A 26126-nucleotide genomic window follows, 5' to 3' on the forward strand; every position below is an offset into this window, starting at 1 on the left:
TCTACCAGGTGCACCGTGCTCGCCTAGCCGCTGCCTAGACTCCCGGGGTGCAGTGCTCCTACTACGACGCGGCGGTCTGCCGCTCGTGCGCGCTCATGGGGCAGGCGTACGACCTGCAAGTGCAGGGCAAGGAACGGCACGTGCGACGCCTGCTTCCCGGCGGCGTCGAGTGGCTCCCGGCGGTCGCGGGGCCCGAGAGCGGGTTCCGCAACAAGGCCAAGATGGTGGTGGGCGGCACCTCCGCGCGCCCGACGCTGGGCATCCTCGACGGCGCCGGGCGGGGCGTCGACCTGCAGGCGTGCGGCCTGTACCCGCCGGCCCTGAGCCGGATCTTCCCGGTCCTCGAGGCGTTCATCACCACGGCACGCCTCACGCCCTACTCGGTGCCCGACAGGTCCGGCGAGCTGAAGAACGTGCTCGTGACCCTGTCGCCCGACGGCGAGCTCATGGTGCGCTTCGTGCTGCGATCGCAGGAGTCGGTGGCCCGCATCCGCAAGCACCTGCCGGACCTCGGCGACGTGGCGGTGGTCTCCGCGAACATCCTCGCCGAGCACAAGGCGGTGGTGGAGGGGCCGCTCGAGATCCCGCTGACCAGCGCCCAGACGCTGCGGATGCGCGTCAACGGCATCGACCTGCACCTGCGGCCGCAGTCGTTCTTCCAGACCAACACCGAGGTGGCCTCGGCCATGTACCGCCAGGCGGCGGAGTGGGTCGACGAGGCGGACCCGGGCTCGCTGTGGGACCTGTACTGCGGGGTCGGCGGGTTCGCGCTGCACTGCGCGTCGCCCGGTCGCGACGTGACGGGGATCGAGGTGAGCGCCGAGGCGATCGCGAGCGCCCGGACCTCGCGCGACGAGCTCGGGCTCGAGCGGGTGCGGTTCACCGCCGCGGACGCCACCGCCTTCGCGCTCGGGGCGGCAAGGCCACCCGACCTGGTGATCGTGAACCCCCCGCGGCGGGGGATCGGGCCGGAGCTCGCGGGCTGGCTCGAGTCGTCGGGCGTGCGGCACGTCGTGTACTCGAGCTGCAACGCCGAGTCGCTGGCGCGCGACCTGGCGGCGATGCCCTCGCTGCGGCCCACCCGGGCGCGGCTGCTCGACATGTTCCCGCAGACCGCGCACTACGAGGTCATCACGCTGCTCGAACGCGGACACGATCGGCTCTCGCGGCCGTTGCCAGTGGCGGGATAGAACAGGCGCATGAGCACCCTCGTCATCGGCGCCGGCCCCGCGGGTCTCGCTGTCGCGGCCTCCTTGCGCAGCCGGGGCGTCGACACCGTGGTCCTGGAGCGTGCCGACCACGTCGCCGCGTCCTGGCGCCGCCACTACGACCGCCTGCACCTGCACACCACGCGTCGCTGGTCGAGCCTGCCCGGCAAGCCGATCCCACGGAGGTACGGGCGCTGGGTGGCGCGCGACGACGTGGTCGCCTACCTCGAGGACTACGCGCGCGGCCTGGACGTGCGCACCGGGGTCACCGTGGCGCGGGTCGACGCCGACGGCACCGACTGGGTGGTCTCCACCACGTCGGGCGAGCACCGGGCCCGCCACGTCGTCGTGGCGACCGGGTACAACCACACGCCGGTGCCGCCGGCGTGGCCCGGCATCGACTCGTTCCCCGGCGAGGTGCTGCACGCCTCGACGTACCGCAACCCCGCGCCCTTCGTCGGCAAGGACGTGCTGGTGGTGGGCGTCGGCAACACCGGAGCCGAGCTGGCCGTCGACCTGGCCGAGGGTGGCGCGTCCTCGGTGCGGCTCGCCGTGCGCACGCCGCCGCACATCGTGCGACGGTCCAACCTCGGCTGGCCCGCGCAGGGGACCGGGATCGTCGTACGCCACCTCCCCGTGCCGCTCGTCGACGCCGTCGCGCGCGGCATCTCGCGCGTCGAGGTGCCCGACCTGTCGTCGTACGGGCTGCCGCGCCCCACCACCGGGCTCTACTCCCGCGTGCTCGAGGGCTCGGTGCCGGTGCAGGACGTGGGACTCATCGCGGCGGTGCAGTCGCGGGCGGTGACCCCGGTCGCCGCGGTCGTCGGGGTCGAGGGGGCGGACGTCCTGCTCGCCGACGGCTCGCGCGTCAGCCCCGACGTCATCCTCGCGGCGACCGGGTACCGGCGCGGGCTCGAGCCGCTGGTCGGCCACCTGGGGGTGCTCGACGACGCGGGCGTCCCTCGGTCCCACGGGCCGCGTCCGGCGCGGCCCGGGCTGTACTTCACGGGCTACACCAACCCGATCAGCGGGATGTTCCGCGAGCTGCGCATCGACGCGGAACGCATCGCGCGGGCCATCGGCTGATGCGCTCGCGTCGCGGTCTGGTGGTGGCGGTGCTGCTGACGGCGCTCGTCGTCGCGCCCACCGCCCAGGCCTCCGCGGCCACGCACCACAGCGCCAAGAAGGGCGTCGCCACCTGGGCGATGCCGGGACTGAAGGCGGCGCTCAAGGACGTCGGTGCCAGCTGGTACTACACCTGGGCGCCCACGAACGCCGGCATGAAGGGCCCCGCGGGCTCGACGTTCGTGCCGATGATCCGCGATGCGGCGTCCGTCACCAAGGCGAACCTCGCCGCGGCCAAGCGGTCGAAGGTCATCCTCGGCTTCAACGAGCCGGACCTGGCCGGGCAGGCGGACATGTCCGTCTCGCGCGCGCTCGCGCTCTGGCCGCGGCTCCAGGCCACCGGCAGGGTCCTGGGCAGCCCGGCCGTCGCGTGGGGAGCCGACCGTTCGGGCGGCTGGCTGGACCGTTTCATGAAGGGTGCGAAGAAGAAGCACCTGCGCGTCGACTTCATCACGCTGCACTGGTACGGCTCGGACTTCTCGGCGGCGTCCGTCGAGCAGCTCAAGTCGTACATCGTGTCGGTGCACAAGAAGTACAAGAAGCCGATCTGGGTCACCGAGTTCAGCCTCATCCGCTTCGGCGCGACACCCTCCTACCCGACGAGCAAGCAGCTGGTCCGGTTCCTCAGGGGTGCGACGACGATGATGGAGAAGCTGTCCTACGTGCGGCGTTACGCGTACTTCGGGCTGCCCGCGAAGGGCTACCCGAACGGCCTGTACAAGGACGGCGACTCGCCCACGGCAGCCGGCCGGGCGTACCGCGCCGTGGGGCACTAGCCCGTCAGGTGCTTCGGGCACCTCAACTCGGGGCGATCGGGTGCCGATCCAGTCCCGTGCCCGCACCCGACGACCTGCCGCGCTCGCCGACCGGACGGATCCCGCAGTGGGTCATCGACGAGGCCGCCTGCCGGGTCACCACCTCGACCGAGTGGCGCACCTCGAGCGGGGCGCCCGGCGCGGTGCCGCCGCAGCGGCGAAGCTGGCGCGCGCGCCGCGCCGGCGGCTCGTCGAGCATCAGCACCCGGTCGACCACGCTCATCGCGGGCCTGGTCGTCCTCGTCGTGGTGGTGGGCGGCCTGGCAGCTCCGGGCGGCTGGGCGGGCGTCCTGTCCGGTCACGCCGGCGTGCCCGCGGGCTCGTCGATCCGGCCCCCGGCGGGGTTCGAGGAGGCCGAGGGCCCACTGGGGCACCCGCCGACGCTGCGGGAGGAGAGCCCGTCGTACGCCTTCCTCGGCAGGCAGACGGGCAACGGCGTCGAGGGCGGCCCCGTCACCTGGTCGCCGTGCCGCCCGATCCACTACGTCGTCCGTACCGCCGGTGCCCCGGCGCGGTTCGCCTCGGACGTGGCGGCGGTGTTCGCCGAGCTCGAGGCGGCAACGGGCCTGCACGTCGTCGACGACGGCGTCAGCGACGAGGCCGTCGGGTGGGACCGGCAGGACTACCAGCCGGACCGCTACGGGAAGCGCTGGGCGCCGGTCCTCGTCGAGTTCGCGAGCGCTGCGCAGGTCCCGGAGCTGGCGGGCCCGGTCGGCGGCGTCGGCGGAGCCAGGTCCTACGCCGACCGGACCACGGGGCGCATCTCCTACATCACGGGCACCGCGATCTTCGACTCGGACCTGCTGGACAGCCGGTTCTCCAGGGGTGTCTCCGGCGAACCCGCGTACATGTCCGTCCTCCGCCACGAGCTGGGCCACGTCCTCGGACTCGAGCACGTCGACGACCCGACCCAGCTCATGAACCCCGAGGCCGTCCCGGGCATCACGACCTTCCAGGCCGGCGACCTGACCGGGCTCGCGCTCCTCGGCGCGGGCGGTTGCGCGCCCGGCCTCTAGGCGAGGGCGGCGGCGAGCAGGCGCAGCGTCTCCTCGCGCGCGGGCGAACGGTCGGGGCGACCGCCCCGGTGCGCGCCCGCGATGGGGCTGACCATGAGCTCGTCGGTGCCGAGCCGCTCCGCCAGGCGCGCCACCTCCGTGGCCGCGTGCTGCGGGTCGCCGACGATCCAGGACTGCGTCAGCTCGTCCATGGGGGGAGTGGGCGGTGCGGCCTCGGCATCCTCGACCAGCTCCTGCGCGGTGAGCGACTGCCCCGAGCGCAGCCGCCACATGGAGCGCGCGTTGGGCAGCGCCAGCCGCTCGGCCTCGTCCGCCGACTCCGCGACGACGACGTTCGCGACGGCGATGGTGCGAGGCTCGGGCAGCTCGTCGGACGGGACGAAGGCCCGCCGGTACAGGGCGATCGCCTCGTGGGTGCCGCGGCCGGCGAAGTGGTGGGCGAACACGTAGGGCAGCCCCAGCTCGCCCGCCAGCTGCGCCGAGTACATGGACGAGCCGAGGAGCCACACCTGGGCCGCCGTGGTGGCGACCGGCGTCGCGCGCAGGTCGTACGTGCGGGCGCCCACCGCGACCTGGACGCCGGCGGGCCGCAGCAGCGAGTGCAGCGTGGCCACGTCGTCCGGGAACGTGTCGACGCCGTCGCTCGTCTGCCCGCGGCGCAGCAGGTGACCCGTCACGGGGTCCGACCCCGGTGCGCGGCCCAGGCCCACGTCGATGCGACCAGGGTGGGCCGCCTCCAGCAGCGCGACCTGCTCGGCGACCACCAGGGGGGAGTGGTTGGGCAGCATGACGCCGCCCGAGCCCACGCGGATGCGCTGCGTGGCCGCGGCAATCATCGCCATGAGCACCGGAGGGTTGGTCGAGGCGACCGCCGGCATGTTGTGGTGCTCGGCCAGCCAGTAGCGGACGAGACCCAGCTCGTCGGCGGTGCGCGCGAGCGACAGCGTCGCGGCGAGCGCGTCGCCCGTGGTCTGGTCGGTACGGACGGGGATCAGGTCGAGGACCGAGAGAGCGGGCACCCCATCGGCAACGGGGCGGCCCGGCGCTTCATTCCGCGCGCTGCATCGCGATCGCCGCCGAGACGCGCTGGATCAGCTCGTAGGGGATCTCTATGGCGTAGCGAAAGGTCACGGTGTCCTTCTCGCTGCGGTAGGGCGCGATCTCGTCCTCGAGGGGGCTGTCGAACCGGGGGACCGGGTAGAGGCCCACGTGCTTCTTCCAGCCGGCGAAGTGGATCGCGTGCCGTCCGCCCATCATCACGGCGGGCATGCCGTAGCGGATCTTCTCGTCGGCGCCCGGGACGCCCCGGTGGATCGCCAGGCGCACGCCCTGCAGGATCTCCTGGACGTCGGGGTCGAAGGTGGCGATGTACTCGTCCACGGTGTCGGGCATGGGTGCATCCTTGCGCACGCGGGGTGCTCGCGCGCGGATCTGGGCGCCTGTCGGCCGGCGGCACCCTAGAGTCGGCGCCGTGACTGCACTCGAGCTCGCCGTGACCGACCTCGCGGGCCTCCGCGTCGCCCTCGACCTCGGCATGGACCGGGTCGAGGTGTGCGGGGCCCTGGAGGTGGGTGGCATCACGCCGTCCCTGTCGCTCGTGGCCCGTGCCATCGAGCTGGCGGCCGGCTCGGGGCTCGGCATCCACCCCATCGTGCGGGCACGCGCCGGTGGGTTCACGTACTCCGACGACGAGGTGGCCGTCATGGTCGCCGACGTGCGCCGGCTGGTCGAGGTGGGTGCCGACGGCGTCGTCGTCGGAGTCCTGCGCGACGGTGGCGTGGACCTCGCGGCGCTGGCAGCCCTGCGGGAGGCGGCCGGCCCGCTCGAGCTCACGTTCCACCGGGCGGTCGACGCCGTGACGGATCCGGGTGTGTTGGACGTCCTGGGCGACGCGGGGGTCGCGCGCGTCCTCACCGCGGGCGGCGCGGACGTCTCGGCGGGGCTGCCCGCGCTGCGGGCGATGTGCTCGACGGCGGGGCGCCGCGTCCAGGTGATGGCCGGAGGCGGCGTGAACGAGACCAACCTGGTGAGCCTGCTCGAGGCCGGTGTCGACGCCGTGCACTTCTCCGCCGGTACCCGGGTGCAGGACCCGAGCGCGGCGGCGGGCGGGTACGGGAGCCACCAGGTCACCGACCCGGAGCGGGCCCGGGCTCTCGTGGAGCTGGCGCGCGCCCACGGGGCGTAGCCCGCGCCCGGCCGGCCCCGTCCCGGACCGGCTTCAGGCGGTCGTGCGGGCGCCGTAGCGCAGGCCGTCGATCACCAGGTCGAGGAGCCGGCGGACCTGGCCCTCCCACGCTTCGCCCAGGGGGATGTTCCACACGCCGCCCATCGCGATCCAGAGGTCGTCCGCGTCGGCGTCCGGACGGGTCGAGCCGTCGGCCGCGCCCGCGGCGAGCAGGAGCGCCAGCGCACCCACGATCCGCTCGCGCGTCTGGCTGAACAGGTTCGAGTCGGCACCGACCGCGGAGCGCAGCGCCGAGCCCATGCCCCGCTTCGTGGCGGCGTAGTGCACGAACCGCACCGACCACTCGCGCAGCGCGTCGACCGCGAGCGGGTGCCGGTCGAGAAGGTCCGGCACCGCGTCGCAGAGTGCCGCCACCTCCTGACGGTACGCGGCCTCGACGAGCGCCTCCCGGTTCGAGAAGTGGCGGTAGAGCGTCCCGACCCCGACGCCCGCCCGGGCGGCGATCGTCTCGAGCGGCACGTCCGCGCCGTCCTGCCCGAACGCGTCGATCGCCGCGGCGAGCAGCTTGGCGCGGTTGCGGGCCGCGTCGGCGCGCAGTGGGCCGCCGCTCATCATCTGCCTCCCGGGGCGAGGTGCTGTTGCGAAGCGGAGGATCCTCCGCTTAACCTGACGAGGTAACCGGAACCGCTTCCGCTTACGAGGGTAGCCCAGCGCACCCCCACGCCCCGCACACCGGGAAGAGAGCCCATGAAGACCTGGTTCATCACTGGCGCGTCCCGTGGCTTCGGCCGCGAGTGGACCATCGCCGCGCTCGACCGAGGCGACCGCGTCGCCGCTACCGCGCGCGACACCAGCACGCTGGACGACCTCGTGCAGAAGTACGGGGACGCGCTGCTGCCCCTGCAGCTCGAGGTGACCGACCGCGAGGCCGACTTCGCCGCCGTCGCGCGGGCGCACGAGCACTTCGGCCGGCTCGACGTCGTCGTCAACAACGCGGGCTACGGCCAGTTCGGCATGCTCGAGGAGCTCAGCGAGGCAGAGGCCCGCGACCAGATCGAGACGAACGTGTTCGGGGCGCTCTGGGTCACGCAGGCCGCCCTGCCGTACCTGCGTGCGCAGGGCTCCGGCCACCTCCTGCAGGTCTCGTCGATCGGCGGGATCAGTGCGTTCCCCGGCCTCGGCATGTACCACGCCTCCAAGTGGGCGCTCGAGGGCATGAGCCAGGCGCTCGCGGGCGAGGTCGCCTCGTTCGGGATCCACGTGACGCTCATCGAGCCGGGCGGGTTCTCCACCGACTGGGGCGGCGCGTCCGCCAAGCGGGCGGCCGAGCACCCCGACTACGCGGAGGTCCGGGCGCAGGTCGCCGAGATGCGCCGCGGCCGCACGGCGTCGCCGGGCGACCCGAGGGCGAGCGCGGCCGCCGTGCTGCAGATCGTCGACGCGGAGCGCCCGCCGCTGCGCGTCTTCTTCGGGACGGCACCGCTCGGGATCGCGGAGGCCGACTACGCCGGTCGCCTCGAGACCTGGCGCGAGTGGGAGCACGTCTCCCGGATCGCGCAGGGCTGAGCCGTGCGCGTCGGGGCACACGTCTACCGGTTCGACGCCGTCGAGCCCTCGCAGCTGCGCGCGGAGCTCGCGGCCACCGGCCGGGCGGCCGACGAGGTGGGGCTCAGCTGGTTGTCCGTCATGGACCACTACTTCCAGATGGAGCGCGCCGGCTTCCCGGCGGAGGACCCCATGCTCGAGGCCTACACCACGCTGGGCTACCTGGCGGGCGTGACCGAGAAGGTCCAGCTCGGCGTCCTCGTGACGGGCGTGACCTACCGCTACCCGGGCCTGCTGGCCAAGATCGGCGCGACGCTCGACGTGCTGTCCGGCGGCCGCGCGACCATGGGCATCGGTGCGGCCTGGTACGACCGCGAGCACGCCGCCTTCGGGGTGCCGTTCCCGGCGCTCAAGGAGCGCTTCGAGCGTCTCGAGGAGGCGCTGCAGATCATGCGCCAGATGTGGGACCCGGCGCAGATCGGGCCGTTCGAGGGGCGTCACTACCAGCTCGCGGAGACGATCTGCTCGCCCCTGCCCCTGAGCAAGCCGGAGATCATGGTCGGCGGCTCGGGCGAGCGCAAGACGCTGCGCCTGGTCGCGCAGTACGCGGACGCGTGCAACCTGTTCGCGGCCTCGCCCGACGAGACGCGGCACAAGCTCGAGGTCTTGCGCGGGCACTGCGAGGACGTCGGGCGGGACCCTGCGGACATCCGGGTCACGATCCTCGCGGGCGGCGACCAGCTCCTGACCGGCGACGTCGACGGCTTCGTCCACGAGATGCGGCCGTACGCGGAGCTCGGCGTCGAGACGGTCATCCTGCGAGTGCCCGAGACCAGCCCCGCTCAGTGGCTGCGCGACGCCGTGGCCCCCGCGATCCCGCGGCTCGCCGAGCTCTGACGGACGTGTCGAGCCCGCCCCTGGACGTCAGGGGCGGGCTCGACGCATGCTCAGCACCCGCACAGCCCCGCCACACGGGAGGGATATGCCCGGTTCCTAGAACTGCGGCATGGACACCACCGACCCCGCACCCCGCAGCACGCACCGCGTGCGTCGCGCCGTCGTCACCGGCTCCCTCGCCGTGGTCCTCGTGGCCGGCGGCGGTGCGGCCTGGGCGCTCGACCGCTTCGTCATCGACCACGTCGAGATCTCGGACGTGGCCGCCTACGTCGCCGAGCAGTCCGGCGCGACCGCCACGCCCGCCGCGACGACCGACCAGGGCGCGGTCACCGCCACGACCTACTCGTCCGACGGTGCCGACATCTCGATCGAGAAGGTGGTCACCGGGTCGGGCGACTCGACGGTCACGTACTACGTCGCCGACGTCACGCTCTCGGACGCCACCCTGCTGAGGTCGGCGTTCGCCGACAACGAGTTCGGCACCAACATCGTCGAGAACACCTCGGACATCGCTGCGGACAACGACGCGGTCTTCGCGATCAACGGTGACTACTACGGCTTCCGTGACACCGGCATCGTCATTCGCAACGGCGTCGTCTTCCGTGACGACGGCGCGAGGGAGGGCCTGGCGTTCTACCGCGACGGTCACGTCGAGGTGTACGACGAGACGACGACGACCGCCCAGCAGCTCGTGGACGCCGGGGTCTGGAACACCCTGAGCTTCGGGCCGTCGCTGCTCGACGACGGTGAGATCGCCGCCGGGATCGACGACGTCGAGGTGGACACGAACTTCGGCAACCACTCGATCCAGGGCGAGCAGCCGCGCACGGCGGTGGGCGTCATCGACGACAACCACCTGGTGTTCGTCGTCGTCGACGGCCGCAGCACCGGCTACAGCGCCGGCGTCACCATGACCGGCCTCGCCGAGATCATGCAGGGACTCGGGGCGACGACCGCCTACAACATCGACGGCGGCGGGTCGTCGACCATGGTGTTCGACGGTGACCTGGTGAACAACCCGCTCGGGCGCGGCAAGGAACGGGGCACCTCGGACATCCTCTACGTCGGCGGGCTGTCGTCCGCGGTCGCCTCGTGATCGTGCTGGTGCCGGCGTACGAGCCGGACGAGCGGCTGGTCGCGCTGGTGCGGCGGCTGCGGGACGAGCGGCCGGAGCTTCCCGTGGTGGTGGTGGACGACGGGAGCGGCCCCGAGTACCGGCAGGTCTTCGCGGCGGTGGTCGACGCAGGCGCCACCGTGCTGGTCCACGGCGTCAACCGTGGCAAGGGGCGAGCGCTCAAGACGGGGTTCGCGCACGTGGCCCGCGAGCACCCCGGAGAGGGTGTGGTGTGCGCGGACTGCGACGGTCAGCACACGCCCGCGGACGTCCTCGCGGTGGCAGATCATGCCCGGGCTACCGGAGCGGCCGTGGTGCTCGGCTCGCGGCGGTTCACCGGCGCGGTCCCGCTGCGCAGCAGGTTCGGCAACGGCTGCACGCGCGTGGCGTTCCGGGCGGGCACCGGCCGTGCCGTCCAGGACACGCAGACGGGGTTGCGTGCGTACCCGGCGCACGTGCTCCCGTGGCTGCTGGGCGTGCGTGGTGAGCGGTTCGAGTACGAGCTCGTGGTGCTGCTCCGGGCCGCCGAGGAGGGGCTGCCCGTCGAGGAGATGACGATCTCGACCGTCTACCTCGACGGCAACTCCTCCTCGCACTTCCGTCCCGTCGTGGACTCGGTGCGCATCTACGCGCCGCTCCTGCGCTTCGCGGCCTCGTCGTCGCTCGCCTTCGTGGTGGACGCGGCGGCGCTCGTCGTGCTCGTGGGACTGACGGGCGCCCTGCCCGTAGCCGTGCTGGGCGCGCGAGTCCTCAGCTCGGGCGGCAACTTCGCGGTGAACCGGTTCTGGGTCTTCCGACGACGCGCACGCCGTCCCGTCCGACGCGAGGCGCTTGCGTACTGGGTGCTCGCGGCCGTGCTCCTCGTGGCCGGCTACGGATCGCTGTGGACCCTCACCACGGTCGGCGTGCCCCTGCTGGCGGCCAAGGTGGCCACGGACCTGGCCCTGTTCGTCGTCGGGTTCCAGGTGCAGCGCACCGCGGTCTTCACCGGTGCCACATCCGTACGCCGGCCTCAGCGGGCGCACAGCGAGCGCTCAGCGGCCGACGGCTGAATGAGATCAACGAGAACACGGAGGTCCCCCCTATGGTCCAGTACACGCTCTACGCCGTCGACCTGGTCGCGATCAGCGTCCTGACGTTCGCGGTCTACCTGCCCCGCCACCGCCGCCGTGACCTCGTGGTCGCCTACCTGGGCGTCAACGTCGGGGTCCTGGCCGTCGCCGGGGGGTGCTCGCGCAGAGCACCGTGGGCGCCGGGCTCGGGCTGGGTCTGTTCGGCGTGCTGTCGATCATCCGGCTGCGCTCGACGGAGCTGACCCAGCACGAGGTCGCCTACTACTTCGCGGCACTGGCTCTCGGCCTCGTCGGAGGCCTGGGCGTCGCGCCCCTCGGGCTCAGCGTCGGCATGATGGTGCTCCTCGTCGTGGTGCTCGCGCTCGCTGACAGCCCGCGGCTGATGTCGCGCTACCGGCAGCAGACGATGGTCGTCGACCAGGCGATCGCCGACGAGGTCGCCCTCGTGGCGCACGTCGAGCGCTTGCTCGGCTGCCACGTGCACCAGGTCTCGGTGCAGCGTCTCGACCTCGTCAACGACACCACGACGGTCGAGGTTCGCTACGAGTCGGACCGGGCAGCACGGCTCGCGGCCGAGGCGCCCGCCTGGGAGCAGGTGACCCGGTGACCGCGGCGCTGGCGCCCATCTCGCTCGCCGAGCTCGACGCCGCGGCGTCGCTCCAGACGCGCATCGACCGGAAGTACCTGGTGCCCACCCGTGCGCTCCCGGCACTGCTCGATGCGCTCGACCCGGGCGTGCGGGCGCTCGAGATCGACGGCGAGAGGGTGTTCGCCTACGAGTCGGTCTACTTCGACACCCCTGCCCTGACGAGCTACCTGGGTGCGGCACGTCGTCGGCGCCGCCGCTTCAAGGTCCGCACCCGCACGTACGTCGACTCGGAGCAGTGCTGGGTCGAGGTCAAGACCCGCGGGCCGCGCGGGGCGACGGTCAAGACGCGCCTGCCGCACGAGGCCACCGGCCGCACGGAGCTCGACGATCCCGCGATCCGGTTCACCACGGGCGTCCTCGACGGGCTGCTGGACGGGCCCATGGCGCCGACGCTGGTGAGCACCTACGACCGGGTCACGCTGCACGTCCCGGCCACCGGGCCCGGCCCGGACAGCCGCACGACGATCGACACCGCGCTTTCGTGGACGGACGCCGACACCGGGCGCGAACGGGTGCTCGTGGGGCTCGCGGTCATCGAGACCAAGACCGGCTCGACGCCCTCGTCGACCGACCGCCTGCTGTGGCGCCAGGGTCATCGGCCCGTGCGCATCTCCAAGTACGGGACCGGCATGGCCGTCCTGCACCCCGACCTTCCCTCGACCCCGTGGCGCCGTGTCATCGACCGGCACGTGGGCTGAACCGAACGGAGCACTCCCCATGAGACGACTCACCACTCGCGTGATCGCGCCCGCCGCGCTTGTCGCCGTCCTGCTCGCCGGCTGCTCGAGCTCACCCGGCGCGACCGGCGCGGCCTCGGACTCCGGCACCACGAGCACCACCGTCACGACCCCCGTCGCGACCGATGCCGACGTCACGGTCGAGCAGGTCATGGCTGAGAACACCGCCCCGCACACGGCGGGCACGTCCGCCTCGACCGAGACGACGATCGCCCTGGACGGCACGTCGGCGAGCGTGGACGGCGCCGGCGCGAAGGCCGACGGGTCGACCGTCACCATCATGGCTGCCGGCACGTACCGGATCAGCGGCACGCTGAGCGACGGCGCTGTCGTCGTCGACAGCCCGGACGACGGCACGGTCCACCTGATCCTCGACGGGGCCGACGTCACGAGCTCGACGACGGCGCCGCTGCAGGTCGCGGACGCGGGCGACGTGGTGGTCGAGCTCGCTGCCGGCTCCACGAACCACCTGGCGGATGCCAAGGACTACGTGGCCGGCGGCGACGATCCGAACGCGGCGCTGTTCAGCACCGCCGACCTCACCCTCACGGGAACGGGCGTGCTCGACGTCGAGGGCAACGCCAACGACGGCATCACGTCGAAGGACGGGCTCGTCATCGAGTCGGGCACCCTCTCGGTGACCGCGGCGGACGACGGCATCCGCGGCAAGGACTACCTGGTGGTCGCCGGCGGCACGCTGGACGTCACCGCCGGGGGTGACGCCCTGACGTCAGACAACGCCGAGGACGCAGCCCTGGGCTACGTCGAGGTGACGGACGGAGACCTGAGCCTGACGTCGGGTGACGACGGGATCTCCGCGGCGACCGACGCCGTGATCGCGGGCGGCACCGTGACGGTCGTCTCCGGCGGTGGGCACGGCACGGCGGTCGCGGACGGCGCGTCGCCGAAGGGGATCGTCGCGGACGCGGTGGTCGTCGTCGGTGGCGGGACCGTCGCGGTCGACGCGGCGGACGACGCGATCCACTCGGGCGGCGTCGTCTCCGTCACCGACGGCACGCTGACCCTCGCGACCGGCGACGATGGCATCCATGCCGACGGCGGGCTGCAGGTCTCGGGCGGCTCGGTGGACGTACCTGTCGCGGTGGAGGGACTCGAGGCGCCCGTGATCACCGTGTCCGGCGGGTCCACCTCGTTGACGACGAGCGACGACGGGGTCAACGCGTCGGCGGGTTCGTCGTCGGACGCCGGCGGTCAGGGTGGGGGCGACATGTCGGCGAACCCGGACCTGCTGGTCGACATCACGGGCGGCACGCTCGTCGTCGACGCGCAGGGGGACGGCCTGGACTCCAATGGCTCGATGACCATGAGCGGCGGCACGGTGGTGGTGTCCGGCCCGACCACCGACGGCAACGGCGCGCTCGACTTCAACGGCACGTTCGAGATCGCGGGCGGCGAGCTCATCGCCGTCGGGTCCTCGGGCATGGCGCAGACGCCGTCTGCCGCCTCGACGCAGTCGTTCGTCGGGGTGACGCTCGACGCCACCCAGGAGGCGGGCAGCGTCGGCCACGTCGTCGCGGCCGACGGCACCGTGCTCGCCTCGTTCGCGGCCACGAAGGCGTACTCGTCGGTGGTGTACTCCTCGCCCGACGTGGTCGACGGCGACACCTACACGGTCAGCGTCGGCGGATCGGCCGGCAGCGGTGCGGTGGGCGGGCTGAGCCACGACGGCTCGACCGCCGGAGCGGCGTCCGTGGCGACCGGCACGGCCGGGGAGGTCCAGGAGGGGATGGGCGGTCCCGGCGGCGGCGGTCGCCCGGGCGGCCCGGGCGACGGCGGTGGCCCCGGGGGCGTTCCACCCACCGACCAGCAGTCGTCCCAGACCTGATCTCCCGGCACCAGCACAGCCGGCAGCCGGTGGCCCTCACGCCCCCGGGGTCCCGGCTGTGCTGGGTGCCTCAGAAGCTGCGTGCCTCAGAGGGTGGCGAGGAGCGACTCGACCACGGCGGCCGACCGGTCCGCGGCGTCATCGACGTGCGTGAGGAACTCACCGGCCTCGACGGGGCTGCACAGGTCGGAGATGCCGCGCACGGAGACGAACGGCACGCCGAACACGTGCGCGGTCTGGGCCAGCGCTGCGGACTCCATGTCGGTGGCGAGGGCACCGGGGAAGGCCTCGCGCACGCGGGACACCCGCTCGGCGTCGATGAACGAGTCGCCGGAGATGGTCGTCCCGGCGTGCACGCGCAGGTCCTGGCGGGGCGCGGAGGCGGCGGCGGCGAGGGCCTCGTCGGCCGGGTAGGTGGCCGGCATGCCCGGCACCTGGCCCAGGGCGTAGCCGAACGCGCGCGCGTCCGCGTCGGCCAGCACGTGCGAGGAGCCGACCACGACGTCGCCGACCCGGATGTCGACCCCGAGACCGCCCGCGCTGCCGGCGCTGACCAGCGCGCGAGGGGAGGACGAGGCGAGCGCGACCGAGGCGGCCGAGGCGGCGTTGACCAGCCCGATGCCGGAGCGCACCAGGAGCACCGACCGCCCGGCCAGCGTGAGGTGGTGGTGCTCGGCGCCGCCCACCTGCACCGGCTCACCGACCGCCGAGGCGCGGACAAGGAACGGCGCGGCCTCGTCGGCCATGGCCACCATCACGACGGCGTCCACCGCGGCGGCGGGCGCGCGGTGGGCGGCCCGGCCGCCGGCCGTCACGCGGTCACCTGCGACCAGGACTCCCGCTGCGCCAGGAAGGCGCGCGCAGCGTCCTGCGCGCCGGCGAGCGTGTGGTTGGCGCCCCATCCGCACTGCACCTCGTTGGCCGCCGGAACCTCGTCGGCCGCCAGGACGTCCTCGAGCGTGTCGGCGACCAGCGCCAGCACGTCGTCGTAGTCCCAGCTGCCCTGGAGGATCAGGTAGAACCCCGTCTGGCAGCCCATGGGCGAGAAGTCGATGACGCGGTCGGAGTGGTTGCGCGACTTCTCGGCGAAGAGGTGCTCGATCGAGTGCACCACGGGCATCTCGAGGTGCGCGACGTTGGGCTGCGTGAAGCGCACGTCGTACTTCTCGATGACGTCGCCGGCCGGCAGCGTCTTGGTGTCCGCGAGGCGCACGTACGGCGCGGCGACGGTGCGGTGGTCCAGGTTGAACGACTCGACGTTCATGCGCTCGGGCACGGCGGGGCTCCTCGATGTGGGGCGGAGGTCCCATTCTGCCGCCTGTCCGCCCAGCGCGGGCACGGCGCCGGGGCAGCGGTTAGCCTGCGGCGTGACCACGACCCAGACGCAGTCGCGGGCGTCCGCGGCACCCGCGCGCGCCGGAGCGGGCTTCCGGCCCGACATCCAGGGCCTGCGCGCGATCGCGGTGGTTCTGGTCCTCGTCTTCCACGCCGGCGTGCCGGGACTGCCCGGCGGATACGTCGGCGTGGACGTGTTCTTCGTGATCTCCGGCTACCTCATCACCTCGATGATCCTCGCCGAGGTCCGGCAGACCGGCCGCCTGCGGCTGGGCCGCTTCTACGCACGGCGGGCCCGGCGCCTGCTGCCGGCAGCCGCGACCGTGATGGTCGCGACGGCGGTCGCGACCGTGCTGTGGCTCCCGCTCACCAGGTGGCGGGAGATCTCCGGAGACCTGGCCAGCACGGCGCTGTACGTCGTGAACTGGCGGCTCGCGGGTCGCTCGGTCGACTACCTGGCCGAGGGGGCGGCAGCCAGCCCCGTGCAGCACTTCTGGTCGCTCGCGGTCGAGGAGCAGTTCTACCTGCTGTGGCCCGTGCTGGTTCTCGCCGTGGCGCTGTGGGCCCGCCGCCGGGGCCGGCCGGTCCGCGCGGGGGCGCTCGCGGTGGCGATCGGCGCGATCGCGGTGCCCTCGCTCATGTGGTCGATCCACCTGACGGCCCAGCAGCCGGAGGCCGCCTACTTCGTGACGACGACGCGCCTGTGGGAGCTGGCCGTCGGGGCGTTGCTCGCGGTGGGCGCGGCGCGGCTCGCGCTGCTGGACCAGCGGTGGCTGACCGGGGCGGGAGTGGCCGGGCTGGCGCTCATCGCGTACGCCGCGTGCGTGCTCACCGGCGCCACGCCGTTCCCCGGTACCGCGGCCCTGATTCCGACGGTGGGTGCCGCGCTGGTGCTGGCCGCGGGACTGCGCGACGGCCGCGGCATCGCGGTGCTGGGCCTGCCGGTCATGCAGCGCGTCGGCGCGATGTCCTACTCGCTCTACCTGTGGCACTGGCCCGCCGTCGTGGTCGCCACCACGCTGTGGGCGGGGGAGGACGGTCGCCTGCCGGTGCCGGTCGGCGTCGCCGCCGTCGCGCTCTCGGCGGTGCCCGCCTGGCTCGCCTACCGGCTCGTCGAGCAGCCGGTCCACCTGTCCGCGAGCCTGCGAGCCAGCGTCCGACGCTCGGCGCTCGTCGGGCTGGCCTGCACGCTGGTCGGCCTGTGCGCCGCGGCAGCGGTCTGGCTGGCCGTCCCGTCGGCGCCGTCGGGTGCCGCCCCGGGCGCGGCCGTCATCGGCACCAGCGCGTGGACGGGTGAGGCCGACCCGGAGACGGACCTCGCGGAGGTCACCCCCGCGCTGGCGGACGTGACCGCCGACGTGGCCGACCTGTACGCGGACGGCTGCCACCAGGACAAGCTCGGTACCGAGGCGGTCGCGTGCACGTACGGCGCGCCCGGTGCCGCCACGGTGGTGGCGCTGGTGGGTGACTCGCACGCGGCCCAGTGGCAGCCGGCGCTGCGTGCCATCGCGGAGCAGCAGGGCTGGCGCCTGGACACGTACACGAAGGGGAGCTGCGCGTTCGCGGACCTCGACGTCTGGCTCGGCACCATCGGCGCGCCGTACGAGACGTGCTCGCGGTGGAACGACGCGGTCACCGACGCGCTCCTGGCCGACCCGCCGACGATCGTCGTGACCTCGAACGACGCGGTGGATGCGCTCGCGGTCGGCGGTGCGCCGCAACGATCGGCCACCCTCGACGACGACGTGGCGTCGGGGCTCGCCCGCACGTGGCGCACGCTGCAGGACGCCGGCACGGCAGTCGTCGCGCTCGGCGACACCCCGTGGCTGGCCAAGGACGTGCCCGAGTGCGTCGCGGAGCACACCGACGCGTGGACCACGCGGTGCGCCGTCCCGCGCGCACCGGCGGTCGCGCGGTCGGCGCTCGCGCAGCAGCGAGCGGCCGCCGAGCTGGCCGGAGTGCCGCTCGTCGACCTCGACGACTACATCTGCCCGCAGGACGCGTGCCCGGCGATCATCGGCGACGTGCTGGTGTGGCGCGACGCGCATCATCTCACCGCCACCTACGCCCGCACGCTCGCGCCGCGGCTCGCCGACCGGCTCGTCCCGCTCGTCCCGCGCTGAGCCGGAGCTCGCGCGTCGGCGCGCTCGGCGGCTACGTGCGCGCCGCGGCCAGCTGCGGGCCCACCACGAACAGGGCACCGGTCAGGTCGGCGCCGCGCAGGTCCGCTCCCCGCAGGTCCGCCCCGAGCAGGTCGGCGCGTCGGAGGTCGGCCTCGCGCAGGTCCGCGCCCAGCAGCAGCGCGCCCCGCAGGTCGGCCCCGCGCAGGTCCGCCCGCCGCAGGCGCGCGCCCACCAGGTCCGCGCCGCGGTGCGGGGCGCCCGGCAGCCCGGCCCGGGCGAGCGCGCTCGCCGCGGCGAGCAGCGGCCCGACGCGTGCGCGCAGCGCCGCGGGGTCGATGTCGACCACGTCGGGGCGTCGCGTCTCGGCGTCGATCTCGTCCCGCAGCGAGCGCAGGTCGGCGTGCACCGGAGCTGCTTCGCGCAGCTCGAGGGCCTGGTCGACGTGCACCAGCAGCTCGTGCAGCTGGCGCATCACCGCGAACGCGGCGAACATCGGGCCGGAGCCGCCGTCGCGCCACGACCTGCCCCCGAACGTCACCTGCGTGACCTTCTGGCCCGCGCCGAAGCAGTCGAACGCGAGGCAGCCGTGCATGCCGCGGTCCGCGAGGGTCGCGTGCACCCGGCAGCGGTCGTCGTCGGCCAGGTTGCGGCACGGGTCGCCGGCGGGCTTGCTGAACGCGAAGTCGGCGGAGCGCGTGAACGGCAGCGCGACGCAGCACAGGCCTACGCAGCGCGCGCAGTCGGCGACGAGGCTCTGGTCGGGCACCACCCGATTGTGCGCCCTTGGTCAGCCGCAGATGCCGGCCGACGCGGTCGGCTTGGGCCCGGTCGGGTTGGGCTTGCTCGGCTTGGGCGCCTTGTGGGTCCCGGTCGGCGCGGGCGCCGGGTCGGTGAGCGGGCGGTCCGCGTTGATCCTCTCCCAGATGTCGTCGGCGGCGGCCGTCCACCGCACCCGGCCGGACCCCTCCACGGACTCGGTCGGGACCGTGATGGCGTTCACCCGGGCCCCGTCGATGCCGCGCAGGCCGTTCGCCAGCCCCGCCATGGTGCGCAGGTCGCCGAGGCCCGGGCTGACGCTGATCGCCTTCGTCGCCTGGTTCAGCACCGTGAGCAGGGTGCGGGGCTTGCTCAGCAGGCGCGCGCGATGGATCTTGTCGGTCAGCGCCACGAGGAACTGGTGCTGCCGGTCGAGGCGGCCCAGGTCGCTGCCGAGCCAGAGCCCGTTGCCCGTGCCGGTGCGCGAGCGCAGGAACCCGATCGCCTGCCTGCCGTTGAACACCTGGTGCCCGGCCGGTGCCTTGAAGCGGGCCTTGGGGGAGTCCATCGCCTCGGGGAGGCAGAAGGGCACGCCGCCGAGGGTGTCGATGATGTCCCGGACCCCGTTCATCTTGACCACGACGTGCTCGTCGGTGCGCACGCCGGTGAGGTGCTCGAAGGTGCGGCGCGTGCAGGCTGCGGCGGTGGTGAGGTTCAGGTCCGGCCCCGACCCGATCTGGAACGCGGCGTTGAACATGTCCGAGGCCCGGGCCGGGGTCTGGGTGCCGTCCTCCAGCAGGCACGACGGGATCTCGACGAGCGAGTCGCGCGGCACCGAGACGATGTCGATGCGCGACCGGTCCGCGGGCAGGTGCACGAGGAACGTCGAGTCCGAGCGCTGCCCGTCGTCGTGCCCGGCGAAGTCGGCGTTGTCACCGTCGCGGGCGTCGATGCCCATCACGAGGATGTTGAGCGGGCGCCCCGCGAAGCCGTCCACCAGCGGGTCGGCGGAGGCGCTCGGGCGCGACGTGCCCAGGTACGCGTCGATCCCGTCGGCGGTGTCGATGTTGGCGTCGAGGCGCAGGTAGGTGGCCCCGGCGGCGCTCACGACGAACAGCGGCACGGCCAGGGCCACGAGCGCGGCGGCGCGCAGTGCGCGGCGCGGGCGGGCGGGACGACGCGAGTGCCGAGGGGCGGTGGTGCTCACGCTCGAAACCTAGGGCTCCCCGGGGTGCCGATACGGGCGCCGCGGAGCCGGTCCCGGAGAGATCAGGTGTGCGAGGTGTGAAGGTCGCCGCAGGTCAGGGCCTCGCGGCGGCCGGGCGTCAGCTCTCGCGGTCCTCGAGGGCGGGCAGGATCGTCGTCGGGATGCCGAAGGCGAGCGCGACCGCGAGGATGCCGGCGGCGAACACGTACGGGCCCGCGTCGCCGACGTTGAAGGCGACCGTGAACAGCACGAGGCCGCCGATGAACAGCAGGAAGGCGAAGAAGGCGCCCACCGCGTTGGCGGGGGAGCCGTTGCGCTCGACGGGGCTGCTGCTGCTCACGGGTGGTCCTCCTGGGTGGGTCGGGTGTCTTCCCCGATCCTGCCTCGTCCGGCGGGCACTGCGCCAGTGCGTCCGCGGCCGCGGGGACCAGGCCGGTCCGACGGCCGCGGACGCACGGGCGTCACGCGGACTCGAACGGGTCGAACGCCCGGATCTCGAGCTGACCGAAGCGCGCCATCGGGTGGTCGGCGGCGATCGCGATCGCCTCCTCGAGCGTGTCGGCGACGAGGATGTCGAAGCCCGCGATGAGCTCGCCGAGCTCGGCGAACGGTCCGTCGGTGACCGACGTCGAGCCGTTGCGCACGCGGACCGTCTTCGCCTTGGCGGCGCCCACGAGCCGCTCGCCCAGCTTGCGGGTGCCGGCGGCGTCGTTGCGCTCCACCCACTCGGCGATGTTGTCCTCGCTGGCGACGTACGGCTCGGCGGTCGGGTCGGTGCACACGAGCATCAGGAACTGCATGGGATCCTCCGGGTGTCGGCGAGGGGTCTCGCGCTGGTCGGTTCGATGGGGTGACGCGCGGTCGCTGCAGGAATCGACTCGCATTCTGGAGCAGTTCTCGCCCGCTAGGTCAGAGGGCGCGCACGCGGGCTGCGCGGCCCGTACCGCGGCGCGTTCGCGGCCTGCGTGAGCTCGATGAGCCGGATGACGCGCTGCCGGTGCCCGCGCCAGGGTTCGAGCAGCTCGAGCATGCCCGCGTCGTCGGTCCGGCTGCCGGTCAGCGCCCACCCGACGAGGTGGGCGAGGTGGAAGTCCCCCACGGAGACGGCGTCGGCGTCGCCGAACGCGCGCGACGTGGTCTCCGCGACCGTCCACGGCCCGATCCCGCGCACCGTGAGCAGCCGCCGACGGACCTCGTCGAGCGGCACGTCCTCCTGGAGACGGTGCGCCACGGCCGCCGCACGCCGCACCGTGTCGGAGCGCTGCCCCTCGACCCCGGCCTGCCGCCAGTCCCACACGGGGACGTCGGCCCACCCGGTCGGGGGCGGAGGCACGCGCATCCCGGCCGGGGCCGGTCCGGGCGCAGGGAGCCCGTGACGGGCGACGACCTGCCGCCAGGCCGCCTTCGCGTCGAGCCCGACCACGCGCTGCTCCAGCACCGCGGGCACCAGCGACTCGAACAGGTTGCCGCCCCGCGTCATCCGCAGGCCCGGCAGCCGCCGGTACGCGTCCTTGACCAGCGGGTGCAGCCCGGGGTCGAACCCCTCGTCGTCGTCCAGGGCGCCCAGCAGCGCGGGCACCGCTTCGAGCACCCGCTCCGCCCCGGGGCCCCACGCCTCGACGTGCACCCCGTCGCGGCGCACCTCGATGCGCGCGGTCGCCGCCCCGTCGGGCGTGAGCGTCGCGCGCCACAGCGCCCCGTCGGGCGCGCCGCGCCACACGGGATCGTGGGCACCGCGCCGCAGCGGCGCCAGCGTGCGACGGACGTCGACGGGGCGCGCGGGCCGGTAGACGGTGGCGGGCGTCAGTGCCCCCGCAGGCGCTCGATGAGCCGACGGTCGCGCTTCGTCGGCCGGCCCGCGCCGCGGTCGCGCTCGGCCATCACGACCTTCTGCTCCTTGGGCACCACGGCGGGGGAACGGTCGAGGTAGCAGGTGACCGCCACCGGCGCCCCGACGCGCTTGATCACCGTGCGCTGCACGATGACGATCCGCTCGCGCTCGCCGCCGCGCACCACGATCTCGTCGCCGGGCACCACCATGGTGGCGGGCTTGGCCCGGTCGCCGTTGACCCGCACGTGGCCGGCCTTGCACGCCGCGGCGGCCGCCGACCGCGTCGGGAAGAGGCGGACCGCCCAGGTCCACGCATCGACGCGGGCCCGCGTCACCTCGGGCATCGCGCCTGGTCCGTCGTCGAGCACCGCACCCGCCCAGCCTCGCACACGGGTCCGACGTAGGTTGGCTCGCATGACCACCTCCCCGTCCGTCGTCGCCGTCGTCGGCGGCCGCGTCGTCCCTGTCAGCGCCGCACCGATCGAGGACGGCACGGTGCTCGTCGTGGACGGCCGCATCGCTGCCGTCGGAACCGACGTCGCCGTCCCCGCCGAGGCCCGCATCGTGGATGCGACGGGCCGCTGGGTGCTCCCGGGGTTCGTCGAGGCGCACGGCCACGTGGGTCTGCACGAGGAGGGCGAGGGCCCGGCCGGCAACGACACCAACGAGATGGTGCGCCCCGACACGGCGGCCGTCCGCGCGATCGACGCCGTGAACATCGAGGACGAGGGCTTCCGGGACGCGCTCGCGGGCGGCGTGACGTCGGTCGTGGTCAAGCCCGGCTCGGGGAACCCCATCGGCGGGCAGTCCGTGGCCCTCAAGACGTGGGGCGGGCGGACCGTCGACGAGCAGGTGATCCGCGCGGCCGTGAGCGTGAAGTCGGCGCTGGGCGAGAACCCCAAGCGGGTGTACGGCGAGCGCAAGCAGCTCCCGTCCACGCGGCTCGGCACCGCGCTGGTGATCCGTGAGGCCTTCACCAAGGCCCAGCACTACCGCGCGGCGCGGGCCGCGGCGGCCGACAAGGGTGAGCCGTTCGCATCCGACCTGGGCCTGGAGGTGCTGGCCCGCGTGCTCGACGGCGAGCTCTACTGGGACCAGCACACTCACCGGCACGACGACATCGCCACCGCGCTGCGGCTGGCCGACGAGTTCGGCTACAAGCTCGTCATCAACCACGGCACCGAGGGGCACAAGCTCGCGGACGTGCTGGCCGAGCGCGACGTGCCCGTCATCTTCGGGCCGATGTTCACCTCGCGCTCCAAGGTGGAGCTCCGCGACCGCGCCATCGAGAACCTCGCAGCGCTCGCGGCGGCCGGCGTCCGGGTGGCGATCACCACCGACCATCCCGTGGTGCCCATCAACTTCCTGGTGCACCAGGCGACGCTCGCGGTCAAGGAGGGCCTGCCCGTGCAGACCGCGCTCGAGGCGTTGACCACGAACCCCGCGTCGTTCCTGGGCCTCGACGACCGGGTGGGCGCGCTCGAGGTCGGTCGCGACGGCGACGTCGTCGTCTGGTCGGGCGACCCGCTCGACGTGGCGTCGCGCGCGGAGCACGTGCTCATCGAGGGGCGAACGGTCTACACGTGGGACGCCGCCGCGCACCGTGGCGTGGTGGTCGAGCGGTTCCCCCCGCGGTAGCCGCTCGCCCGACGGGCAGCGTTCTTCCCGCTCAGCGGGAGGAACGCTGCCCATCGAATGGCCGGCCGGCGGGCCGGGCGGGCGGCAGAGGGCCGACCGGCCCGGCGCGGTGGTCAGGCGCGCAGCGAGAGGTACTTCGCGATGAGCGACTTCGTCGAGGGGTCCTGCGCGTCGAGCGCCGTGGCGTCGCCCTGCACGGCCGGGGCCACCTCGAGTGCGAGCTTCTTGCCCAGCTCCACGCCCCACTGGTCGAACGAGTCGATGCCCCACACCACGCCCTGCACGAACGTGATGTGCTCGTAGAGGGCGATCAGCTGGCCCAGCACGGACGGGGTCAGCGACGGCGCGAGGATCGAGGTGGTGGGGCGGTTCCCGGAGAACACGCGGGCCGGCACGATCGCCTCGTCGGTGCCCTCCGCGCGCACCTCGTCGGCCGTCTTGCCGAACGCGAGCGCCTTGGTCTGGGCGAAGTAGTTCGCGAGGAACAGCGCGTGCACGTCCACGTCGCCGTCCTTGAGCGGGTGCGCCGGGTTGGCCACCGCGATGAAGTCGGCCGGGATCAGCCGCGTGCCCTGGTGGATGAGCTGGTAGAAGGCGTGCTGCCCGTTGGTGCCGGGCTCGCCCCAGAACACCTCACCCGTGGTGGTGGTGACGGCCTCGCCGTCCCAGCGCACCGACTTGCCGTTCGACTCCATGGTGAGCTGCTGCAGGTACGCCGGGAAGCGGTGCAGGTACTGCGCGTAGGGCAGGACCGCGTGCGTGTGGGCACCCAGGAAGTTGACGTACCAGACGTTGAGCAGACCCATGAGCAGCGGCACGTTGCGCTCGGCGGGGGTGGTGGCGAAGTGCTCGTCGACCGCGTGGAAGCCCGCGAGGAAGTCGCGGAACGCGTCCGGGCCGATCGCGATGGCCAGCGACGTGCCGATCGCCGAGTCGACCGAGTACCGGCCGCCCACCCAGTCCCAGAACCCGAACGCGTTGGCGGGGTCGATCCCGAACGCCGCCACCTTGTCGAGGGCCGTGGACACGGCGACGAAGTGCTTCGCGACGGCCTCGTTGCGCGCGCTCTCGTCGTCCGGCGTGCCCAGCTGCTCCCACAGCCAGTCGCGCGCCAGGCGCGCGTTGGTGAGCGTCTCCAGCGTGCCGAACGTCTTGGACGCGACGATGAACAGCGTCGTGGTCGGGTCCAGGCCCTTGACCTTCTCGGCGAGGTCGGTGGGGTCGATGTTCGAGACGAACCGCACCTCCAGCCCGTCCTGCACGTACGGCTTGAGCGCCTCGTACGCCATGACCGGCCCCAGGTCGGACCCGCCGATGCCGATGTTCACGACCGTGGCGACGCGCTTGCCCGTGACCCCGGTCCACTCGCCGCTGCGCACCTTGTCGGCGAACGCGGCCACCTTGGCGAGCACCTCCTGCACGTCGTGGTCGACGTCCTGACCGTCGACGACGAGTGCGGGCCGCGCGCCGGCCGGCCGGCGGAGCGCGGTGTGCAGCACCGCGCGGTCCTCGGTGACGTTGATGTGCTCGCCGCGCAGCATCGCCTGGAGGCGGTCGGCGACGCCCACCTCGTCGGCGAGGCGGAGCAGGAGCGCGACCGTCTCGTCCGTGACGAGGTTCTTCGAGAGGTCGACGTGCAGGTCGGCGAGCTCGAACGAGAGCCGCTCGGCGCGGCCCGGGTCCGCCGCGAACCAGCCGCGAAGGTCGGGCGTGAGCGTGGACTCGTGCTCGGACAGGGCCTGCCAGGCGCTCGTGGTGGTGGCGTCGATGGGCTGCGTGGACACGGGTGTTCCCTCTCTGACGGGTGCGGCGGGGCTGGATCCCAACCTAGTGCGGGCGGCACCGTCCGTGCGCGGGACCATCGACGCACGGACCTAGGCTGACGCCATGTCGCGCGTGCCCACCTCGCTCATCGCTGCCCTCACGCTCGCGGCCGGGTTCTTCGTCGCGCAGGTGACCGACGTGCGGGCGCTGGGCGGGCTGGTGCTCGTGGCCGGCGTCGCGTGGTGCGTGTGGCGCGCGCGTGCGGCGGGCGTGCTCCGGCTGGCGACGGTGGTGGTGGTCGGCGCGGTGTGCTTCGTCGCCGCCCACGTGCTCGCGCCGCACCTGGGGGCGTGGCCGTCGGTGCTGCTGGTCGCGGCCGTGCTGGGCGCGGTGACCTGGGCTCTCGTGGACCGGCGACCCCGCGCGTGAGGCTCGTCTGCTGCGGGCTGGCCACCCTGGACGTCGTCCAGGTGGTCGACGAGGTGCCCGCGGCCGACCAGAAGGTCGTCGCCCGCAGCGTGTCCGTGACCTTCGGTGGCCCGGCCGCCAACGCCGCCGCGACCGCCGCCGCGCTCGGCGTCCCGACGCGGCTCGTGACCGCCCTGGGCCGGTCGCCGCTGGCCGAGCTGGTGCGGCACGGCCTCGAGGAGGCGGGTGTCGAGGTCGTCGACCTGCTCGACGGGCCGGGTGCGCCCGCGGTCTCCACCGTCCTGGTGACCGCAGCGACGGGGGAGCGGGCCGTGGTCTCGGTCAACGCGACCGGGCTCGCGGAGCTGCTGCCGGCCGCGCCGTGGGCCCGCGATGCGACGGCCGTGCTGGTCGACGGGCACCTGCTCGACGCGGGCCTGGAGCTGGCGTCGGCCGCGCGGGCCGCCGGCGTCCCCGTGCTGCTCGACGGCGGCAGCTGGAAGCCGGGCCTGGAGCGGCTGCTCGCCGTCGTCGACCACGCGGTGCTGTCGGCCGACTTCCGCGCACCGGGTTCGGGGGATCCGATGCACGCTGTCGCCGAGCTGGGCCCCTCGACGGTGGCGGTCTCCGCCGGGGCCGGGCCAGTGCGGGTGCGGGCCGGTGGGGCCGAGTCGGTCCTCGTGCCGCCGGGCGTCGACGACGTGGTGGACACGCTGGGCGCGGGCGACGTGCTGCACGGTGCGATGGCCGCGGCGCTCGCGCGGGGTGCTGCTCCTCTCGAGGCGCTCGAGCTCGGGATCCGGCAGGCGAGCGAGTCGGTCCGGTACGCGGGCGCGCTCGGCTGGGTGCGATAA

At 73.7% G+C, this 26126-nt stretch carries 27 protein-coding genes and 1 pseudogene; 16 read left to right on the forward strand and 12 right to left on the reverse strand.

The annotated features are described in order from the left end of the window. Positions 1 to 47 precede the first annotated feature (47 nt). The 4 genes from rlmC to QRT05_RS14480 are packed head-to-tail and all read left to right on the forward strand — an operon-like array spanning position 48 to position 4164. A complete protein-coding gene (gene rlmC, locus QRT05_RS14465; protein WP_289448045.1) occupies positions 48 to 1190 on the forward strand; it encodes a 23S rRNA (uracil(747)-C(5))-methyltransferase RlmC in 1143 nt (380 codons plus the stop codon). Positions 1191 to 1199: 9 nt separating this feature from the next. Then, a complete protein-coding gene (locus QRT05_RS14470; RefSeq protein ID WP_289448046.1) occupies positions 1200 to 2294 on the forward strand; it encodes a flavin-containing monooxygenase in 1095 nt (364 codons plus the stop codon). Further along, on the forward strand, positions 2294 to 3109 hold the full coding sequence (locus tag QRT05_RS14475; RefSeq protein ID WP_289448047.1) for a glycoside hydrolase family protein: 816 nt from the start codon (positions 2294 to 2296) through the stop codon (positions 3107 to 3109). Before QRT05_RS14470 ends, QRT05_RS14475 begins: the two co-directional genes overlap by 1 nt. A 56-nt stretch (positions 3110 to 3165) precedes the next feature. Next, a complete protein-coding gene (locus QRT05_RS14480) occupies positions 3166 to 4164 on the forward strand; it encodes a matrixin family metalloprotease (RefSeq protein ID WP_289448048.1) in 999 nt (332 codons plus the stop codon). Here QRT05_RS14480 and QRT05_RS14485 read toward each other — a convergent pair. Together QRT05_RS14485 and QRT05_RS14490 are read right to left on the reverse strand one after the other, a co-directional pair. After that, positions 4161 to 5183 carry an LLM class flavin-dependent oxidoreductase gene (locus QRT05_RS14485; RefSeq protein ID WP_289448049.1) on the reverse strand — a complete coding sequence of 341 codons (1023 nt, stop codon included), beginning with the start codon at positions 5181 to 5183 and terminating at the stop codon, positions 4161 to 4163. The two genes, QRT05_RS14480 and QRT05_RS14485, sit on opposite strands and share 4 nt — an antisense overlap. Positions 5184 to 5211: 28 nt before the next feature. Further along, positions 5212 to 5556 (reverse strand): iron chaperone, encoded by a 345-nt coding sequence (locus tag QRT05_RS14490; RefSeq protein ID WP_289448050.1) that lies wholly within the window; start codon positions 5554 to 5556, stop codon positions 5212 to 5214. A 79-nt stretch (positions 5557 to 5635) separates the two neighbouring features. On the opposite strand from QRT05_RS14490, the gene QRT05_RS14495 reads away from it, so the two are divergent. Then, on the forward strand, positions 5636 to 6349 hold the full coding sequence (locus QRT05_RS14495) for a copper homeostasis protein CutC (protein ID WP_289448051.1): 714 nt from the start codon (positions 5636 to 5638) through the stop codon (positions 6347 to 6349). Between the two features lie 33 nt (positions 6350 to 6382). Here QRT05_RS14495 and QRT05_RS14500 read toward each other — a convergent pair whose 3' ends face one another. Further along, positions 6383 to 6961, reverse strand: a complete 579-nt coding sequence (locus tag QRT05_RS14500) for a TetR/AcrR family transcriptional regulator (protein ID WP_289448052.1) — start codon at positions 6959 to 6961, stop codon at positions 6383 to 6385. A gap of 135 nt (positions 6962 to 7096) precedes the next feature. On the opposite strand from QRT05_RS14500, the gene QRT05_RS14505 reads away from it, so the two are divergent. From QRT05_RS14505 to QRT05_RS14535, 7 genes and pseudogenes are all read left to right on the forward strand, one after another. Continuing rightward, positions 7097 to 7915, forward strand: a complete 819-nt coding sequence (locus QRT05_RS14505) for an SDR family oxidoreductase (protein WP_289448053.1) — start codon at positions 7097 to 7099, stop codon at positions 7913 to 7915. Positions 7916 to 7918: 3 nt separating this feature from the next. After that, on the forward strand, positions 7919 to 8791 hold the full coding sequence (locus QRT05_RS14510; protein ID WP_289448054.1) for an LLM class F420-dependent oxidoreductase: 873 nt from the start codon (positions 7919 to 7921) through the stop codon (positions 8789 to 8791). A 109-nt stretch (positions 8792 to 8900) separates the two neighbouring features. After that, positions 8901 to 9887: a phosphodiester glycosidase family protein gene (locus QRT05_RS14515; protein WP_289448055.1), complete on the forward strand. Its 987-nt coding sequence runs from the start codon at positions 8901 to 8903 to the stop codon at positions 9885 to 9887. Beyond that, positions 9884 to 10957 carry a bifunctional glycosyltransferase family 2/GtrA family protein gene (locus QRT05_RS14520; RefSeq protein WP_289448056.1) on the forward strand — a complete coding sequence of 358 codons (1074 nt, stop codon included), beginning with the start codon at positions 9884 to 9886 and terminating at the stop codon, positions 10955 to 10957. The genes QRT05_RS14515 and QRT05_RS14520 overlap by 4 nt, the downstream gene beginning before the upstream one ends. A gap of 32 nt (positions 10958 to 10989) precedes the next feature. Beyond that, a pseudogene (locus QRT05_RS14525) lies at positions 10990 to 11585 on the forward strand (DUF4956 domain-containing protein). After that, positions 11582 to 12325, forward strand: a complete 744-nt coding sequence (locus QRT05_RS14530) for a polyphosphate polymerase domain-containing protein (protein WP_289448057.1) — start codon at positions 11582 to 11584, stop codon at positions 12323 to 12325. The pseudogene QRT05_RS14525 and the gene QRT05_RS14530 overlap by 4 nt, the downstream one beginning before the upstream one ends. Before the next feature lie 19 nt (positions 12326 to 12344). After that, positions 12345 to 14210, forward strand: a complete 1866-nt coding sequence (locus tag QRT05_RS14535; protein ID WP_289448058.1) for a carbohydrate-binding domain-containing protein — start codon at positions 12345 to 12347, stop codon at positions 14208 to 14210. Between the two features lie 86 nt (positions 14211 to 14296). On the opposite strand, the gene QRT05_RS14540 is transcribed toward QRT05_RS14535, so the two are convergent. Continuing rightward, complete coding sequence (locus QRT05_RS14540) at positions 14297 to 15025, reverse strand: 5'-methylthioadenosine/adenosylhomocysteine nucleosidase (RefSeq protein ID WP_289448059.1); 729 nt, start codon at positions 15023 to 15025, stop codon at positions 14297 to 14299. Next, positions 15022 to 15474 carry an S-ribosylhomocysteine lyase gene (locus tag QRT05_RS14545; RefSeq protein ID WP_289448248.1) on the reverse strand — a complete coding sequence of 151 codons (453 nt, stop codon included), beginning with the start codon at positions 15472 to 15474 and terminating at the stop codon, positions 15022 to 15024. The genes QRT05_RS14540 and QRT05_RS14545 overlap by 4 nt, the downstream gene beginning before the upstream one ends. A 103-nt stretch (positions 15475 to 15577) precedes the next feature. Here QRT05_RS14545 and QRT05_RS14550 point away from each other — a divergent pair, with 103 nt between their 5' ends. Then, positions 15578 to 17668: an acyltransferase family protein gene (locus QRT05_RS14550; protein ID WP_289448060.1), complete on the forward strand. Its 2091-nt coding sequence runs from the start codon at positions 15578 to 15580 to the stop codon at positions 17666 to 17668. A 31-nt stretch (positions 17669 to 17699) separates the two neighbouring features. On the opposite strand, the gene QRT05_RS14555 is transcribed toward QRT05_RS14550, so the two are convergent. From QRT05_RS14555 to QRT05_RS14580, 6 genes are all read right to left on the reverse strand, one after another. After that, positions 17700 to 18434, reverse strand: coding sequence for a pentapeptide repeat-containing protein (locus tag QRT05_RS14555; protein WP_289448061.1), 735 nt, complete (start codon positions 18432 to 18434; stop codon positions 17700 to 17702). Positions 18435 to 18455: 21 nt separating this feature from the next. Further along, the gene (locus QRT05_RS14560) at positions 18456 to 19631 is read right to left on the reverse strand and encodes an LCP family protein (protein WP_289448062.1); all 1176 of its coding nucleotides are present in this window, start codon (positions 19629 to 19631) and stop codon (positions 18456 to 18458) included. A gap of 118 nt (positions 19632 to 19749) precedes the next feature. Further along, positions 19750 to 19971 carry a hypothetical protein gene (locus tag QRT05_RS14565; protein WP_289448063.1) on the reverse strand — a complete coding sequence of 74 codons (222 nt, stop codon included), beginning with the start codon at positions 19969 to 19971 and terminating at the stop codon, positions 19750 to 19752. A gap of 121 nt (positions 19972 to 20092) precedes the next feature. Continuing rightward, on the reverse strand, positions 20093 to 20431 hold the full coding sequence (locus tag QRT05_RS14570) for a YciI family protein (RefSeq protein ID WP_289448064.1): 339 nt from the start codon (positions 20429 to 20431) through the stop codon (positions 20093 to 20095). A gap of 104 nt (positions 20432 to 20535) precedes the next feature. Beyond that, positions 20536 to 21351: a DNA-3-methyladenine glycosylase family protein gene (locus tag QRT05_RS14575; RefSeq protein WP_289448065.1), complete on the reverse strand. Its 816-nt coding sequence runs from the start codon at positions 21349 to 21351 to the stop codon at positions 20536 to 20538. An 83-nt stretch (positions 21352 to 21434) separates the two neighbouring features. Further along, positions 21435 to 21806 carry an RNA-binding S4 domain-containing protein gene (locus tag QRT05_RS14580; protein ID WP_289448067.1) on the reverse strand — a complete coding sequence of 124 codons (372 nt, stop codon included), beginning with the start codon at positions 21804 to 21806 and terminating at the stop codon, positions 21435 to 21437. 70 nt (positions 21807 to 21876) lie between these two features. On the opposite strand from QRT05_RS14580, the gene QRT05_RS14585 reads away from it, so the two are divergent. Beyond that, complete coding sequence (locus QRT05_RS14585) at positions 21877 to 23100, forward strand: amidohydrolase (RefSeq protein ID WP_289448069.1); 1224 nt, start codon at positions 21877 to 21879, stop codon at positions 23098 to 23100. A 113-nt stretch (positions 23101 to 23213) separates the two neighbouring features. On the opposite strand, the gene pgi is transcribed toward QRT05_RS14585, so the two are convergent. Continuing rightward, positions 23214 to 24884, reverse strand: coding sequence for a glucose-6-phosphate isomerase (gene pgi, locus QRT05_RS14590; protein WP_289448070.1), 1671 nt, complete (start codon positions 24882 to 24884; stop codon positions 23214 to 23216). A gap of 103 nt (positions 24885 to 24987) precedes the next feature. Here pgi and QRT05_RS14595 point away from each other — a divergent pair, with 103 nt between their 5' ends. Both QRT05_RS14595 and QRT05_RS14600 read left to right on the forward strand, forming a co-directional pair. After that, complete coding sequence (locus tag QRT05_RS14595; RefSeq protein WP_289448071.1) at positions 24988 to 25293, forward strand: hypothetical protein; 306 nt, start codon at positions 24988 to 24990, stop codon at positions 25291 to 25293. Then, the gene (locus QRT05_RS14600; protein ID WP_289448072.1) at positions 25290 to 26126 is read left to right on the forward strand and encodes a PfkB family carbohydrate kinase; all 837 of its coding nucleotides are present in this window, start codon (positions 25290 to 25292) and stop codon (positions 26124 to 26126) included. The genes QRT05_RS14595 and QRT05_RS14600 overlap by 4 nt, the downstream gene beginning before the upstream one ends.

Origin of the sequence: Cellulomonas edaphi (genome assembly GCF_030362815.1) — a bacterium.
Taxonomy (GTDB): domain Bacteria; phylum Actinomycetota; class Actinomycetes; order Actinomycetales; family Cellulomonadaceae; genus Cellulomonas; species Cellulomonas edaphi.

What these genes read in the sequence shown, in the direction of transcription:
- QRT05_RS14470 (WP_289448046.1), top strand. Translation starts at nt 1,200, where the DNA reads ATGAGCACCCTCGTCATCGGCGCCGGCCCCGCGGGTCTCGCTGTCGCG.
- QRT05_RS14475 (WP_289448047.1), top strand. Translation starts at nt 2,294, where the DNA reads ATGCGCTCGCGTCGCGGTCTGGTGGTGGCGGTGCTGCTGACGGCGCTC.
- QRT05_RS14490 (WP_289448050.1), bottom strand. Translation starts at nt 5,556, where the DNA reads ATGCCCGACACCGTGGACGAGTACATCGCCACCTTCGACCCCGACGTC.
- QRT05_RS14500 (WP_289448052.1), bottom strand. Translation starts at nt 6,961, where the DNA reads ATGAGCGGCGGCCCACTGCGCGCCGACGCGGCCCGCAACCGCGCCAAG.
- QRT05_RS14505 (WP_289448053.1), top strand. Translation starts at nt 7,097, where the DNA reads ATGAAGACCTGGTTCATCACTGGCGCGTCCCGTGGCTTCGGCCGCGAG.
- QRT05_RS14515 (WP_289448055.1), top strand. Translation starts at nt 8,901, where the DNA reads ATGGACACCACCGACCCCGCACCCCGCAGCACGCACCGCGTGCGTCGC.
- QRT05_RS14535 (WP_289448058.1), top strand. Translation starts at nt 12,345, where the DNA reads ATGAGACGACTCACCACTCGCGTGATCGCGCCCGCCGCGCTTGTCGCC.
- QRT05_RS14545 (WP_289448248.1), bottom strand. Translation starts at nt 15,474, where the DNA reads ATGAACGTCGAGTCGTTCAACCTGGACCACCGCACCGTCGCCGCGCCG.
- QRT05_RS14570 (WP_289448064.1), bottom strand. Translation starts at nt 20,431, where the DNA reads ATGCAGTTCCTGATGCTCGTGTGCACCGACCCGACCGCCGAGCCGTAC.
- QRT05_RS14580 (WP_289448067.1), bottom strand. Translation starts at nt 21,806, where the DNA reads ATGCCCGAGGTGACGCGGGCCCGCGTCGATGCGTGGACCTGGGCGGTC.
- QRT05_RS14585 (WP_289448069.1), top strand. Translation starts at nt 21,877, where the DNA reads ATGACCACCTCCCCGTCCGTCGTCGCCGTCGTCGGCGGCCGCGTCGTC.
- QRT05_RS14595 (WP_289448071.1), top strand. Translation starts at nt 24,988, where the DNA reads ATGTCGCGCGTGCCCACCTCGCTCATCGCTGCCCTCACGCTCGCGGCC.